Genomic DNA, 15,359 nt, shown 5'->3' with positions numbered 1-15,359 from the left:
TTATGGAGTTTTTTAGACTGCTTGGAAATTTGAGTGCGATTTTGTTGTTTTACCAAATTTCACTTTTTGTGTTAAGAAGGTTATATAAATATCTGCCAAAAAAGCCAAATTTCATTGTTCCTATTTTACAATTCCTTAAGAATTCTCATATCTACACCGGAGTTACACTACTTATAATTAGTTTAACACATGGAATATTTATGCTTCGAGCTTTAAAACTACACACAGGTTGGATTTTATGGTTTGGAATATTCTTATCCTTTCTTGGGTTCCTATTAAAAGGAAAAATAGGCAAAAAATGGGTTTTTGGGCATCGTATCTTAGGCTTTGTTTTGATAATTTTGTTTTTTGTCCATTATTTTTTCCCCTGGATATTTTAGTGAAAACTCTCCCTCCTAAGAAAGGAGGGAGAGTTTTTTGACATTGGGTAGATGATAAGGTATAATCTGTATATGATTTGTTTTCAGTTTTGACAAATTTGTGTAAACAATGGGAGGCTTTTTATGAGAGATTTTGAGAACAACGAAAGCTACAGCATAGGCGAAGAGATTGCCAATTCAGTGACACATGGAATAGGTGCGATTTTAGGTATAGCTGGTTTGGTTGTTTTGATTGTTTTCGGTGGACTTAGTAAAGATCCTTTGAAAATAACTTCGTTTGCGATCTATGGTGCATCTTTAATTATTATGTATTTGGCATCGACACTGTACCATTCCATCCAGCACAAAGCCGCTAAAAAGGTTTTGGAAATTATCGATCATTCAGCGATATACTTATTGATTGCTGGCACTTATACTCCTTTTACGTTGATTCCTCTGAAAGGTAGGATTGGATGGATAATTTTCACTATAGTATGGGCGCTTTCGATTGTTGGAGTTGTTCTGAAAGTTTTTTTTGTTAAGAAGTTTATGATTCTTTCAACAATTGTATATATAGCCCTCGGTTGGTTCATTGTGTTTGCCTTCAAACCTCTTGTAAATTCAGTCAGCAAGTTGACAATTTGGCTGCTTGTATTTGGTGGTCTTTCTTATACCCTTGGCACTATTTTTTACATATTCAGGAGATTGAGATACGGACATATGATATGGCATTTATTTGTCTTGTTTGGAAGTATTTTGCATTTTTTTGCTGTCTTTAGCATTGTAAATTAGTTGCTTTTAGGATAAGAAAAATTAGTTTAGCATTAGGAGGGAAGGTATGAGATTATCTTCTTTTCTTTTTAGTACTTTAGTCATTATCGTTTTATCTTCTAGTATATTTTCATCTCCTCAAGAAGAATTTAAGACCGAGTATTCTTTCGAAGTGTTTCTAAACTTCGAAAACGAGTATAATTTTAGTCAAGAAAACTTAAAAGATATTCGTTATGTTGTCAGTGTGTTTTCGGATGGAAAATTAGTTTCAAAACTTGAATCTTACAACCCTGTGTTCATTTTTAATTACAACGGACAACCGTCGAAAGTCTTGAAACTGGTTTGTGAGGCATACTTAAAAGGATTTTTAGTTTTGAAAGGTGAAACCGTACTAGGAGTTGAAGATATAACGGATAAAAAGAAGGTAGAAGTTAAACTTTCAAAAGTGTTTGGAAATGTTTTGATCACATTTGATGGATTTGATAAGGGTTTTTCACTAACCAACGAAGAGAATTTGATAGTATACTTTAATAATCTTACCTATAATTACCAATATTCCTTGAACTTGAAACTGCCTGTCGAACCTTTATATCTTCTATTGCCACCAGGTACGTGGGAGGTAAGTGTTGTAAAAATAAAAATATCTCAAGAAGTTACTCCTACAGAAATTAGTCATATAAGCGACACAAAAAATGATTCGGGAAAAGAAGAAACAATATTGTGCACAGAAAAGTTCGATGTGTTTGCGAATGTTTTATCTGGATTGTTAATTACAAAAGTTGATAACGATTTCTCTATTTTAAAAAATAGAGGATTATTTAGTAAGGTTGTTGCTGCTGATACTTCAAAAGGTTTGTTGCACTTTGAGAAAGAAGGGGTAATACCACTGGACCGTAGTGTTGAGATAAACGATAAGATAGTTGCTGATTGGTCTTCGATGATATATCCTGGACTAAGGAATGTTTACACATGGTTCAGTAATGGTAAGGTCTACAAGATAAAATTTCAGGAGAAATTTCCTGCTTTTGTAAGAATATTAATCAGTTCAAAGATGAACTCGGTAGGTGGCATGATATCGTATTTATTCGAAAGTGTCAGACTTGAATTTGACGCAGGTTTCAAAATATTTGTTTCTGGTCAAGATTTTCCTTTTTATAATCAGGTCTTCGATAGTGAACTTAAGAAGGGTTTTTGTGATGTTTACGAAGCAAACAATTCCATTTTTATAACAATCAGGACCGATAATTATGAGAATACCTTAGGTCCTTTTTCAAAGGATACAAGGTTATATTTTAAACCAACTTCTGAAAGTGCAAGCTTTATTATAAAGGGCCGAAACAACAAATACAAAGGTTCAATCGAAGTTGTCTATGTGAGTGCTAAAGGATTTGCTGTTATCAACGATATATTTATCGAGGAATACCTTTGTTCAGTTGTTTCCGGGGAAATGCCGTCATTCTATCACATTGAAGCGTTAAAAGCGCAGGCAATTGCTGCGAGAACTTACGCTGTTGAGAAGATACTTTCAGACAGGAGATACTATTCACTGGGCGCCAATTTAGACGACAGTATTAATTTCCAGGTGTACAATACTCAAAAAACTTCGGAAAACGCCATTCGCGCAGTTAAAGAAACGGCAGGACAGATTTTAATGTTCAACGGTAAACCGGTTGCGACGTTTTATTATGCTGTCTCTGGTGGATTCACACTTGATCCTGGTGATGTTTTTAATATGAGGCTAAGATACCTCAAATCTAAACCAATTTCTGTGTTTGACAATGTCCTTGAATTGATAAAGTCTGAGGGGGGAATTGATAACTTTTTGAAAATCTGGGATAAAGATGTTTTGGAGAGTATGGGTTTTGTTGAAGTAAGTAGTGCATTTTTCGGGTGGAAGGTTGTTTATTCTGTTGATGAAATTGTTCAAAGAATTAATCTTCTGAAAAATCCCGTGGTTATACCAAAAATATCAGTTAAAAATAACAATGAGTCAAACTCTCAAAACGATACAAAAGCCACAAACGTAACAACAGAAGCTTCTGTCTTGAGTTTAACAGAATCATCCTTTGTAACAACAGAAACAACATCAACAAACTCTCAACAGAATGAATACCTACCTATTCAAAAATTGTATGTTTCTAAACGTGGAGCTGGTGGAATTGTACTTGAAGTTAAAATAGAGTTTGATGATAAAGAAATAACGATATTCAAAGACGATGTAAAAAGGTTATTTTCACCTGCAAATAAGGCTATACAACTTTTCAACAATTCAACCCGTAACGATTTAACATCTTTACCAAGTATGGTATTTACAACAGAATTAACAAAAAATACTGATGGAAAGGCTCAGATAATCCTTTATGGACGTGGATACGGTCACGGTGTTGGTATGAGCCAAGTAGCTGCAAACAACTTTGCGCGTAAGTATAACTGGGAATACACGAAAATACTTTCGTTTTTTTACGAAGGTACACAGCTATGGAATATTTTGGAGTATTTTTGAAAGTAAATACTCAGATTAGCTTTAGAGTTTTCTTTGCATTTCGTATTGTGTGAAGATGTGTTTGAAACTTAGAAATGTCAAAGCCTTATGAAGTATATCATCTTCCGGAACACAAACAACACTTATGAGTTTCGGATTAAGTTGAGTTGTGATGTAATCGACAGCAATTTGACATATTGTGTACCAGTCTTCTATCTTTGCTGACTTTGTAGCAAGATCGACTATAAAAGCACTGTTATCTTCGTTTTTTCCCCAAACAAGATAACCTTCCACATTCGAGGTGTGAAATCTAACATAGTTATATCTACCATTTGCTAAAAGAAGTGTTATTGGTTCCCTTTGCCAATTTACTTTTCTTTGAAGCTGCAATTCGTTATTCAGAGATACTGAGTATACGTACTTGCAATCAGTTATTATATGAGAGTAGTTAATATTTACCTCATACGGGTTCTCAAGTATAAACGTATGAAGTTCTCGCACTTTTCTAAAACCATTTTTATCGTAAAATTTAACAGCCCTCTCATCGGAAGCTGCAACTTCAAGGAATATTTGCTCTACGTTTTTGAGTTTCAGATGATGAAATGTATGTTTTAAAATCCTTTCTGCTAATCCTTTTCCACGTTCACTTTCAACAACTCCCATAGCATCTATACGCGCCCTTTTTCCTCTAACTGCATTGAGTATAAACCCAACAGGTTCATTTTTCTTAATGAAAACAAACGAATCGGCAAAAGATACAGAATTTTCTCTTGCATCCATTTTAAAATTCAGAACATTCCAATTTATTGGAAGTACATAGTCAGCGAAAATTTTGTTCACTAACTCTACAAAATCAATTAAAGAGTATTCAGACAAAGTAACAATTCTTTCTTCAAACATAAATTTCCCCCCTAAGAAAGCATTTTATTTCAAAGCATCTATTATAGACTTTGCAAGGTTTTCGTCGCCGATACCTATTGCTGCGACTTGTTTTAATCCTACTGCTTTAGATAGAACTGTCTTTTCACACAGTTCAAACAAATTGACTTTATTAATTTCACATCTTATTTTTAAGTCTTTTTTTACACGTTGACCAGTATCTGTTGCGATAATTATTACCTTAGTTTTAATACGTGGATCAGTTATATAATCTCGTAACATGTCCTTGCCATAAACTATTTTATTCGATTTTGCTGCAAAACCAAGGTAGGATAAGATTTTTTTCAGCTTTTGTTCGTCAATCATAGGCTTATCAATCACTCTTCCACACCTCTTTGGCTGTTACTCTTTGATTGGTAAGTTGGACATTTACAAATTTTGAGAACTTATTTCATCGCTTGTTACACAAGCATAAGCGTTATGCGCATGTATAGATTCAAAGCTTTCAACCTCTATTTTGTACCAAACAATTTTATCATGCATTTTAAGCTTTACAGCAACGTCCCTGGCAACGTCTTCTACAAACTTTGGGTTGTCATAAGCTTTTTCTGTTAGATATTTTTCATCAGGTCTTTTCAAAAGAGTGAATATTGGTGCACTGGCACTTTCCTCAACAATGTTTACAATGTCCTCAAACCATACCATTTCTTTGCTTTTAAATGTAACTTTACATACTGCTCGTTGATTATGTGCACCGTATCTACTGATTTCTCTTGAACATGGGCAAAGTGTATGTATTGGAATACTTACAGAAGATGAGAAATCAAGATGATCATTGTAAATTTCTGCTTCGAAAGCGCAAGTATATTCAAGATAGCTTTCAATATTTGTTATAGGAGCCTTCTTTAGTATAAAATACGGAAATTCCAGCTCGATAACAGCTCTTTTAGCGTTGAGAACTTTTTTCAAACTATTCAATATTTCTCTTATTTTTTTCGGATTTATTTCCAAATGATATTCATTTAAAACCTCAATGAACCTACTCATATGTGTGCCTCGATAATTTTCAGGAAGATCGACAAACATATTCAGTGTGGCTATGGTGTGCTGGTTACCGTTTGTTTTATCAAGCACAACTACTGGGTATTTCAAATTCTTGACTCCTACTCTTTTGAGATAGATATTCCTTCCGTCAAGTTGATTTTGAACATCTACAAGCATCTTGCATAACCTCCAAGGTAACAACAAAGTTGGTTTAGTGGTTCATCTCAAGCTTTTTGAATTTTGCTCCGATAATATTTTATCTATTTGTTTTTTTAAATCTTCACTGGAAATTTCTTTCAAAATTAGCAGCGATTCTTTTCTGTAGATGGAATATTGAAAATTATCTAAGAAAGACGACAAAAACAATTTGGCGCTTTCAAGTTCTCCAATTCTGTACAAAGACATACCTAAATAAAAATAAATTTCATCCATCCATGGATTTTCAGAATCTTTTATCTCTCTCAACAAACTGGCAGACTCAGCGTAATTTCCTTCTCTGTAGGATATCTTCGCTTTGTCAAGTTTTGATCTTATTTCACTCATTAATCTTTTTGAAAGAAGCCAATCTAATTCTTTCAAATCATTTTGTTTTACAAAATCGGTAAATTCTTTGCTTTCTAGCAAGTACAGTTCATAAGCTTTCACAACCTTTCTAAGTCTTGTCAGTTGGTTAAACTGATTAACATTGTAAAAGTATGTAAAGATGAACATTAAAGCAAATAAGGTTGTAAATATCAAAAGTATCTTTTCAAACTTTGTCTTTTTCACACTATGTCACCCTTTTTGATACAACGAGTTTTCAAAAATCTTTTTCAATCCTTTTCTACAAACTTACCGTTTACAACCTGGAAGAGCCTTATTTTTCTGTTCATACTGTTATTTGAAAAGGTATGCCTTCCAGTTTTTGTCTCCACCACACAGTGTTTCAAAAATCTCCTGAACTGATCAGCAGATAAGAACCTATGTTTGGAAAGAAAGTCAGCTACCTCACTTATCAGTTCTACTTCTGGGTTTTCAAGGTAAGGCATTGGGTAAACTAAGTAAGTACCTTCAACAGAATTACCACCATAACTTAGGTAATCTGCAGACATAACACTTTCGGTACCTATTATCCTTATTGTTGGATTTGAAGATTTGAGAATCTTAACACAATCGACTGCATCCCTCGAGAAAATAGTCATAACGACAGAGTCGTAATCTTTCAAATTCAAACTCTTCAATGAATTTTCGTTATAGTAGTAAACATTCGTACCCTTAAACGTTTTTAAAAGTTCCATGAACTCGTCACTGTATTGCCTGTTTTTAGGATCTGATATTAGCAATAAATTCTTGGTCTCAAGATCTTCGAGTAATTCCCTTATACGACTGATTATAAGACTGTTTGATGGCGTAAAGGAAAATATGTAATTAGTGCTAAGTAATTTCGAAGAAGAAATCGTTGCAGAAACAGCTACCATATTCAAACTTTTTAAAAACGATAGTGCATTTTCACCTTCCGCAGATGTTGGTGGTCCGAGTATTATTTTTACTCCTCTTGAAGAAAACAACTTAAACGCTTCGTTCATTTTAGTAGAATCAGAAGCTAAAAAGTTCAGATCGCTACGATTGTTGTGCAAAAATTCCTTTGACTGAGTTGCCGGATTGTACAAGAACCCGACATATTTCGACGAGTACTCGTGCCAAAAAATAGCAATTCCAAACATTAAAAATACTGTTATGAAAAGACGGTTCACCGAAATCACCCCAGCAAAGGTTTTTGGTATAATTGGTCTGAACAATGGATTAAAATCCACTAAAAATTCTTATATCATCTGTAATTAAGTAATCTATACAATGTTGTATAGATTTTATGGCTTCCTTTGAATTAACTGTCCAAAAGACTATTTTTATCCCCATATTTTTGAGTTTTTCTACAATTTTCTCAATGATCTCAGGTTCTTGCTCATAAGCTATTATAGGTAAATGTGCACTGTAGGTGTTGAAAGTAAATAAGTTAAAAAATTCTTCCTCAGACATGTTTGAATGCTCTTTACTGAAAAGATAACCGAACTTTAAGTTTGGATACATTTGTTTGAGCTGGTCTATAAGTCTGTGATTGAATGAGCTGTATATTACCTCTCCTTCGTAGTCTTTTGAAAGTTCAACTGCCAGTTCCCCAGCCTCGTAATCTTTTATTTCCAAGTTGAGGCACTTATATTTCGGAACAACTTCAAGAAATTCCTCTAATGTTGGGACTTTTAAACCATCCGAGGAAAATTTCCTCAAATCACTCAATTCCAGATCCTTGATTCTAATGTCCTCACCACAGAAACTTTTCAAAGTTTCGTCATGTATCAAAACAATTTTACCATCCTTAGTAATTCTAAGATCTGTCTCAATTCCATCGGCTCCAAGCTCAAATGCCTTAAGTAAGGAAGGTATTGTATTTTCTTTTAGTAGAACCGGTACGCCGCGATGTCCCAAGAGCTTCATCTGTATCTATCTCCTTTGAGTAATTTTAGGTTTTCAAAATAGATTATATCATAAATTTTCTTGAAAAAAACAAACCCCGATACAATCTTTCTTTTGTATCGGGGTCTTTGTTTTAAGAAATTGAATTTAAACTTAACTTCTTTGCTTGATAGCTTCAATTACATCTTGAACTGTTTTGATTTTAGAAAGGTCCTGATCACTTATCTTTACACCAAACTCATCTTCAAATGCCATAACCAAGTCTACTATGTCAAGTGAGTCAGCTCCAAGGTCTTCCATCAGGTTTTTGTCAGGCTGCACATCGTTCAAATCAATACCAAGTTGTTCAGCTATAATTTCGCATACTCTTTTTTCCATGATCCATACCCCCTTAACGACAAAATTCTATGCGTGCTTGGTTACCTTAAATAGCAACAGTTTTGTGAAACTATCTCAGTAAAAAAGTTTACATAGATACATTTTTACACTTTTAATTGTGTTTACAAAGTTAATTTACCATATAAATCTTTCGTTGTCAATAAGTAAGTTATCATATATTTATGAAATTTAGCATTGACTAAAAAAGTTGAACATGATATAATTTTTCATGATATGGAGGTGGTTCTGTGTACATTTTTATTACTGATTCAGGTTATGATTTGCCAAACGATGTAAAGCTGCCATTTGAGTTGAAGGTCTTGCCATTGCGTGTGTTTTTGAAAGAAAAAGAATACGAAGATAAGGTTACAATCGATGCAAATGAGCTTTACCGTTTAGAACTTGCTGGAGAATTGGCCACAACTTCTCTCCCAAAACCAGAGGTTATTGAAAGCACAATCAAAGAAAGTGCAGCTAGGAGCGAGAAAGTTTTTATTATTACAATTTCTGCAAAACTAAGTAACACCCACGATTTGATTAAGAATGTGCTATCATCTTTAAAATTTAATAACGTAGAAATATTTGATTCAAAGACAGCCTGCATAAAGCAAGGATATGTACTGCTAAGAGCTATGGAGCATGTCAAGCAAACTGGTGTCTTAACTCAAAGAGACATAGATCGTTTTGTAGATGAATCCTTGCTTGTTTTCTTGGTACCAACTCTTGACTATCTTTACAGAGGAGGACGAATAGGCAAAGCAAAAGCTTTGATAGGTAAAATGCTCAGTTTAAAGCCGATATTGACAACCGATAACGAAGGAGAAGTTAACACACTTGGAACAACGCGTTCCATAGAGGCAGGTATAAATACTATGCAAAATATCATCAACAAATTCCTGGAAGCAAAAAATCTTTCAAACGATTATTCAGTGATAGGAGCCTATACAATTCCAGAGACTAAAAAGTATGCGGAGAAACTTTCAGAGTTCTATAAGAAACAGTTAATAGGATTAACTAACATAGGTTCTGCCATTGCAGCACACGTGGGACCAGAGGCATTTGGTTTAGTCATAGGCAAGGGGGTGCATTTGGATTGATGGGACTAAGAAGAAGGATAGTTATTACCGGAATGGGGGTTGTTTCACCGCTTGGATGTACATTATCAGATTTTGAGAAAAACCTTAGGGAAACGAACATAGCGATTGATAAGATATCATCTTTTGATGCTACAAATCTACCCGTTCGAATCGCTGCAGAGGTTAAAGACTTCAAACCAGAAGATTATATGGATAAAAAGCTTGCCAAAAGGTTAGATCGTTTTTCTCAATTTGCGCTTGCAGCAGCTCGTCAAGCAGTTGAAATGAGCGGCTTGAATTTTGTTGGTATTGAGGATAGAGTAGGAGTTGTCATTTCTTCTGGCATGGGAGGATTTTTGACGCTCTCAGAACAAAACGAGGTGTTAAGAGAAAAAGGTCCTGAAAGAGTTAGCCCTTTTTTAATACCTATGATCTTAATTAACATGGCAAGTGGGATCGTCGCGATGGAGTTTGGACTTAAAGGTCCAAACTTTGCACCTGTGAGTGCGTGTGCTACGTCAATTCATTCAATAATTTTGGGTAGCATGCTTATTAGACATGGATATGCGGATGTAGTGATAGCAGGTGGTTCAGAGGCAACAATCGCTCCGTTACCTATTGCCGGATTTGCTTCTATGAGAGCATTATCTACAAGGAACGAAGAGCCTAAGAAGGCTTCTCGACCATTTGACAAAGCAAGGGATGGATTTGTTATGGGAGAGGGTGCAGGCGTAATAGTTCTCGAGGCTGAAGAATTTGCAAAATCCAGGGGAGCAAACATTATAGCAGAAATTAAAGGTTTCTCCATGAACGATGATGCATATCATTTTAGCGCACCAGATCCGGAAGCTAAAGGTTCAACAAAAGCTATGAAGATGGCATTAGAAGATGCGCAAATTGAGCTAAGTGATATCGATTTTGTAAATTGTCATGCCACCAGTACACCGGCTGGAGATGAAGTTGAATTGAAAGCAATCGAGAATGTTTTTGGTGATCACGTGAGAAAACTGTACGTAAATTCTACCAAAACACTTATTGGACATTTACTTGGCGCCGCTGGTGTTGTGGAGCTTATAGGTGCTATTCTTCAGATGAATGGTAATTTTGTACACGGAATGCCAAACCTCGAAGATTTAGATGGACCAGATTACTTCAATATACCAAGATCTACTACTCAGGCTAAAATCAGAAATTTTGTAAAGAATTCGTTTGGTTTTGGTGGACACAACGCCTCGTTGGTGGTGGGATTTTATGAATGAAAGTGTTGTTATGAAAAAAGAAGAGATAATGAAAATTTTACCTCATAGAGAACCTATATTGCTTGTTGATGAAGTGATTGAAATGGGAGAAGATTATATTATCGCAAGAAAATATATAGATATTAATGAACCAGTCCTAAAAGGGCATTTTCCAGGTTATCCTATCTATCCAGGGGTATACATAATCGAAGGACTTGCGCAAAGTGCCGGTGTGCTTTTATTAAGTAAGTTGAAAAATAATCCTATCCCTCTTTTCTTGGGTATTGACGAGGCAAGATTTAAGAAAGAGGTCAGACCAACATGTGAACTTGTTTATCACGCGAAAGTGTTAGAGAGAAAAGGAACAATTGCTATTATCGATGCGAAAGCTTACGTGGAAAGTCAGGTTGTTGCAAAAGCTAAGTTGATGGTTGGTACGAAAGAAGGTAATCTTCAAAAACTGGCAGGTGTTTCAGATGAATAGAGTGTGCAAAATGCTTGACATAAAGTATCCAATAATTATGGGTGGTATGTCATGGGCGGGTACTCCAAAGTTAGCTGCCGCAGTTTCAAACGCTGGAGGACTTGGAATAATAGGCTCTGGTCCGATGAAGGCAGAACATCTTGAAATTGCTATCGAGCAAACAAAAGCACTTACCGATAAACCTTTTGGTGTAAACATAATTCTTGTTTCACCGTTTGCAGACGAACTTGTTGAAGTTGTGATAAAAAAACAGGTTCCTGTCGTAACATTTGGAGCAGGAAATCCATCAAAATACATTTCAAAGCTAAAGCAGGCCGGTATAAAAGTTATTCCTGTAGTAGCTTCAGATAGCATGGCTAAGATGATGGAACGCATTGGGGCTGACGCAGTCATAGCTGAGGGTATGGAATCCGGTGGACACATAGGCGAAGTGACTACTCTTGTGCTTGTAAATGCTGTTTGTAAAGTTGTTAGTATTCCAGTTATAGCAGCTGGCGGAATTGCGGATGGTAAAGCAATGGCTGCTATGTTTGCTCTGGGCGCAGAAGGTATTCAAATGGGGACAAGGTTTATAGCTACTTTGGAAGCTGATACACATGAGAATTTCAAAAGATTGATAATTAAATCAGGAATAAGAGATACCATTGTAACAGGTGCCACACTTGGTCATCCGGCAAGGGTGATTGAAACAAAGTTTGCAAAGAAGATCCGTGAACTTGAAGTGAAGAACTTACAAGAAGCAGAAGAATTGTTAGTCGGTAGCTTGAGAAAAGCCGTTATCGACGGCAACATAGACGAAGGTTCATTCATGGCTGGACAATGTGTTGGACTCATAAATGAGATTAAATGTGTTGAGGAAGTTATAAGAGATATTATGAATGAATTCTTTAAGGCAGTCGAGAACTTAAATCAGGAACACAGTAAGCTAAGACTGCAAATGAAAGAGGTGAATGCGTATGTCAAATAGGGCTTTTATTTTTCCTGGACAAGGTTCCCAATACAGCGGCATGGCAACCGATTTTTCGGTATATCCATCATGGGATGAATACGCACAAAAAGCTATAGATGTACTTGGTTTCGATATTGTTGAGATAATGGACGGGGATGAAGAGATACTGAAGATTACAGAAAACGCGCAACCTGCTATTTTTCTTGCAAGTTATGTTGCCTATGTTGAATTGCAAAAGAAAATTTTACCAAATTTTGTTGCTGGACACAGCCTTGGTGAATATACGGCACTTGCTGTTGCTGGTGTTTACGATTTTGAAACTGGAATATATTTGGTGAGAAAAAGAGGAGAGTACATATCGCAAGCTATTAGACCTGGTGAGGGTAGTATGGCAGCTGTACTTGGTGTTCCAGCTGAAAGAGTACAAGAGTTGTTAAGTAATTATGATGAATTATACATAGCTAACTATAATTCAGCGGATCAAATAGTGGTTAGCGGAAAAACTGAGAGTGTAAAAAAATTTGTGGCAGATGTAACTAATCAAGGGTTAAGAGCTATAGAGCTAAAAGTATCCGGACCTTTCCACACACCATTCCTTGACAAAGCTCGAGAAAATATGATAAGGGAAGTTGAACATATAAAATTCAAAACTCCAAAGTTTCCAATAGTTATGAACAGTATAGCAAAAGAAGTTACAGATCCTGAGCATATTAAACATTATATACTTGAGCAGATCAGTGGACCAGTGTACTGGAAACAATCGATTGACAGATTTGTTGAACTTGGCGTAGAAGAATTTGTAGAAGTGGGGCCTAAAAATGTCTTGACATCTATGCTTAAGAAAGCAAAGCTTAACGCAAAACACTTTACAGCCTTTGTTACAGGAGGCGTTCTTGATGAAAGATAAAAAGGATAGAATCTTTCGTGTTGTGTTCATTCCTATGTTTACTGCATTAACAGCGATAGGAGCACAAATTTCTATACCTATAGGAAATGTACCTATAACTTTGCAGATGTTGTTTATTTTCTTAGCAGGGTTTATGCTCAAACCTTATGATGCCCTTATTTCGATGTTACTTTATTTAACTCTTGGTGGTGCAGGTCTGCCTGTCTTTGCAAATTTTTCAGGTGGTGCACAACATCTCGTAGGACCTACTGCAGGATATCTTTGGGCGTTTCCAATATCTGCTTTCGCTATCAGTTTTTTGAAAAAAAGTAATCAATTTTTGGCAGGTATGGTTGGTTTATTGATTGTTTACCTATTAGGTTGGATATGGCTTGGTGTGTCTATAAATAGTTTTATAAAAGCTTTTATGCTTGGAGTTTTACCATTTGTTCCAATTGATCTTGTTAAAATGTTCATTGCACTGTATGTATGGAAAAAGAGCGAGAAAATAATAGGAGGAATTGTAAATGAAGAAACTTGAGGGTAAAGTAGCTATAGTTACAGGTGCGTCTGGAGGAATTGGGAGAGCTATAGTTAAGGAATTGTCAGAAGAAGGCTGCATGGTAGTTGGTTTCAACTACTCACCTTCTGGCGAAGGAAATGAGTATATTGTTGATATAACAAACAGAGAAGCTGTTGAGAATGCTATTGAAAACGTCATCGCAAAATATGGGCGGATTGACATACTCATTAACAACGCAGGTATTACAAAGGACAACATTTTGTACAGGATGAGTTATAAGGATTGGGACGAAGTCTTGAATACAAATCTTACTGGTGCATTTAATATGATAAAAAGTTGCATTCGAGAAATTGTTAAGAATGAAGGAAATATCATCAACGTATCTTCTGTTGTAGGTATTGAAGGAAACGTAGGTCAGGCAAATTACGCAGCTTCGAAAGCGGGATTAATAGGTCTTACCAAATCTTTGGCAAAGGAATTTGGTCGGAAAAATGTACGTGTGAATGCTGTTGCACCAGGTTTTATAGAGACTCCTATGACTGAAAAATTACCGGATGAAGTAAAAAAAGTGGCTTTAGAAAAGATATCGATGCGCAGATTTGGTAAACCAGAAGAAGTTGCAAAACTTGTAAGGTTTCTTGTAACAGACGGTACTTATATTAATGGTCAAGTGATTGTAATTGATGGTGGCATGGAATTGTAAGCTCCTCTCTGAAATCTGATTTAAAACATTGGTTTTATATGGTTGTCGGGGAACTCCCGACAATTTTTATTTTTTTCCAAAAATTGCATTATTTTCTCCACAATAGTTTCGTTGAATAACGGCATATGTCCTTCGTTAGGTAACAAAACGAACTGCGAGTTTGGTAATACACTGTGGAAGAATTCACCTATTTTAGGGGGAGTAACGTTATCGTTTTCACCGTAAATGATTAACGTAGGAAATAAGAATTTAGAGAAGTCAACTGTTTCAATTTTTTGATTCAACTTATCGATAGAGAATTTAACAAGGATTTCACCGGGTAAGAAGAAATTTTGTGAAAATAGAAGGTCAAAATGTTTAGTTTGTAGGACGTTTGCTTCACCAACTACCGAAGTGTATACATACTTCAAGAGTGGGTATATTTTCAGTCCAATATCAAGTAAAATTGAAAACTCAATAGGAGAATCTAAGAAAATTGTACGATTAGTTGGCTGTGATATTTGCAAGTTAATTGCATCAGTCTGACTTTCTATGGGATAGTTAAATGCACTGTCTACTAGGATAAGACTATTTATTTTTTCCGGGATCCTATTTGAGATAAGGATAGATAGATATCCTCCCATCGAATGTCCAACGAGTGTGAATTTTTCTATTTTTAGCTTATTTAAGGTCTCAATTAGCGCATCTACAATATTTCTATCTGAGTAGTCGAACTCTTTTGACTTTCCTGAGAGTCCGAACGGAGGAATATCTATAGCTATACAATGGTAATTTTTAGAAACGCTACCTATTATGTAGCCCCAATCAGCAGAGGAGCCAGTAAAGCCATGGAGAAAAACAACTGTACCAGAATGTGTATTTTCCTTCCCAAATTCTCTGTAAGCTATGTCTATACCACTTACTTTAACAAATTTCGCATCTTTTCTGAGTTTGTCTACAATTTTGAAAGAGTTATAGTAACTCAGCAAGAAGAATGATATAATACTAAACAGAATAGTTTTAAATACAGTGTTATTTAGTATCAACATCACACACCTCACTTTTTTCAGATTAGTTAAAACACGTTTCATTTTAAATTATACAATTATAATACAATTATAAGCGCGCTTCAGGCGAGTTTTTTCTGGAATTAACAA

General features: G+C 35.4%; 18 protein-coding genes. 10 read left to right on the top strand and 8 right to left on the bottom strand.

The annotated features are described in order from the left end of the window. Positions 1–2: 2 nt before the first annotated feature. From N2Z58_04470 to N2Z58_04460, 3 genes are all read left to right on the top strand, one after another. A complete protein-coding gene (locus N2Z58_04470) occupies positions 3–380 on the top strand; it encodes a hypothetical protein (GenBank protein MCX7653915.1) in 378 nt (125 codons plus the stop codon). Between the two features lie 123 nt (positions 381–503). Beyond that, the gene (locus N2Z58_04465; GenBank protein MCX7653914.1) at positions 504–1,151 is read left to right on the top strand and encodes a hemolysin III family protein; all 648 of its coding nucleotides are present in this window, start codon (positions 504–506) and stop codon (positions 1,149–1,151) included. Between the two features lie 46 nt (positions 1,152–1,197). Beyond that, on the top strand, positions 1,198–3,633 hold the full coding sequence (locus N2Z58_04460) for a SpoIID/LytB domain-containing protein (protein ID MCX7653913.1): 2,436 nt from the start codon (positions 1,198–1,200) through the stop codon (positions 3,631–3,633). Positions 3,634–3,654: 21 nt separating this feature from the next. On the opposite strand, the gene N2Z58_04455 is transcribed toward N2Z58_04460, so the two are convergent. From N2Z58_04455 to acpP, 7 genes are all read right to left on the bottom strand, one after another. After that, positions 3,655–4,512, bottom strand: a complete 858-nt coding sequence (locus tag N2Z58_04455; protein ID MCX7653912.1) for a GNAT family N-acetyltransferase — start codon at positions 4,510–4,512, stop codon at positions 3,655–3,657. 24 nt (positions 4,513–4,536) lie between these two features. Further along, complete coding sequence (locus tag N2Z58_04450; protein ID MCX7653911.1) at positions 4,537–4,872, bottom strand: ribosomal L7Ae/L30e/S12e/Gadd45 family protein; 336 nt, start codon at positions 4,870–4,872, stop codon at positions 4,537–4,539. Positions 4,873–4,920: 48 nt separating this feature from the next. After that, positions 4,921–5,712, bottom strand: a complete 792-nt coding sequence (folE2, locus tag N2Z58_04445) for a GTP cyclohydrolase FolE2 (protein ID MCX7653910.1) — start codon at positions 5,710–5,712, stop codon at positions 4,921–4,923. A 42-nt stretch (positions 5,713–5,754) separates the two neighbouring features. Continuing rightward, positions 5,755–6,303 carry a tetratricopeptide repeat protein gene (locus N2Z58_04440; GenBank protein MCX7653909.1) on the bottom strand — a complete coding sequence of 183 codons (549 nt, stop codon included), beginning with the start codon at positions 6,301–6,303 and terminating at the stop codon, positions 5,755–5,757. Positions 6,304–6,347: 44 nt separating this feature from the next. Continuing rightward, entirely contained in the window at positions 6,348–7,268 is a 921-nt protein-coding gene (locus tag N2Z58_04435) for an ABC transporter substrate-binding protein (GenBank protein ID MCX7653908.1), read from the bottom strand. Between the two features lie 49 nt (positions 7,269–7,317). Then, complete coding sequence (locus N2Z58_04430; GenBank protein ID MCX7653907.1) at positions 7,318–8,007, bottom strand: glycerophosphodiester phosphodiesterase family protein; 690 nt, start codon at positions 8,005–8,007, stop codon at positions 7,318–7,320. A 132-nt stretch (positions 8,008–8,139) separates the two neighbouring features. Further along, the gene (gene acpP, locus N2Z58_04425) at positions 8,140–8,364 is read right to left on the bottom strand and encodes an acyl carrier protein (protein ID MCX7653906.1); all 225 of its coding nucleotides are present in this window, start codon (positions 8,362–8,364) and stop codon (positions 8,140–8,142) included. Positions 8,365–8,612: 248 nt separating this feature from the next. On the opposite strand from acpP, the gene N2Z58_04420 reads away from it, so the two are divergent. From N2Z58_04420 to N2Z58_04390, 7 genes are read left to right on the top strand one after another with little or no spacing between them, the layout of a single operon-like run. After that, complete coding sequence (locus N2Z58_04420; protein MCX7653905.1) at positions 8,613–9,461, top strand: DegV family protein; 849 nt, start codon at positions 8,613–8,615, stop codon at positions 9,459–9,461. Then, positions 9,461–10,699 (top strand): beta-ketoacyl-ACP synthase II, encoded by a 1,239-nt coding sequence (gene fabF, locus N2Z58_04415; protein MCX7653904.1) that lies wholly within the window; start codon positions 9,461–9,463, stop codon positions 10,697–10,699. The genes N2Z58_04420 and fabF overlap by 1 nt, the downstream gene beginning before the upstream one ends. Positions 10,700–10,709: 10 nt before the next feature. Further along, on the top strand, positions 10,710–11,162 hold the full coding sequence (fabZ, locus tag N2Z58_04410; GenBank protein MCX7653903.1) for a 3-hydroxyacyl-ACP dehydratase FabZ: 453 nt from the start codon (positions 10,710–10,712) through the stop codon (positions 11,160–11,162). Further along, on the top strand, positions 11,155–12,129 hold the full coding sequence (locus N2Z58_04405) for a nitronate monooxygenase (protein MCX7653902.1): 975 nt from the start codon (positions 11,155–11,157) through the stop codon (positions 12,127–12,129). The genes fabZ and N2Z58_04405 overlap by 8 nt, the downstream gene beginning before the upstream one ends. Next, on the top strand, positions 12,119–13,018 hold the full coding sequence (fabD, locus tag N2Z58_04400; GenBank protein ID MCX7653901.1) for an ACP S-malonyltransferase: 900 nt from the start codon (positions 12,119–12,121) through the stop codon (positions 13,016–13,018). The genes N2Z58_04405 and fabD overlap by 11 nt, the downstream gene beginning before the upstream one ends. Continuing rightward, positions 13,008–13,538 carry a biotin transporter BioY gene (locus tag N2Z58_04395; GenBank protein MCX7653900.1) on the top strand — a complete coding sequence of 177 codons (531 nt, stop codon included), beginning with the start codon at positions 13,008–13,010 and terminating at the stop codon, positions 13,536–13,538. Before fabD ends, N2Z58_04395 begins: the two co-directional genes overlap by 11 nt. Further along, on the top strand, positions 13,525–14,223 hold the full coding sequence (locus tag N2Z58_04390; GenBank protein ID MCX7653899.1) for a beta-ketoacyl-ACP reductase: 699 nt from the start codon (positions 13,525–13,527) through the stop codon (positions 14,221–14,223). Before N2Z58_04395 ends, N2Z58_04390 begins: the two co-directional genes overlap by 14 nt. 20 nt (positions 14,224–14,243) lie before the next feature. Here N2Z58_04390 and N2Z58_04385 read toward each other — a convergent pair whose 3' ends face one another. Beyond that, positions 14,244–15,251 (bottom strand): alpha/beta hydrolase, encoded by a 1,008-nt coding sequence (locus N2Z58_04385; protein MCX7653898.1) that lies wholly within the window; start codon positions 15,249–15,251, stop codon positions 14,244–14,246. Positions 15,252–15,359 lie beyond the last annotated feature (108 nt).

This window comes from Fervidobacterium sp., from assembly GCA_026419195.1.
In the GTDB taxonomy this organism is placed as follows: Bacteria; Thermotogota; Thermotogae; order Thermotogales; family Fervidobacteriaceae; genus Fervidobacterium.
Note: the sequence above shows the minus strand (reverse complement) of the source record. Positions and strands in the feature narration are given on the sequence as shown.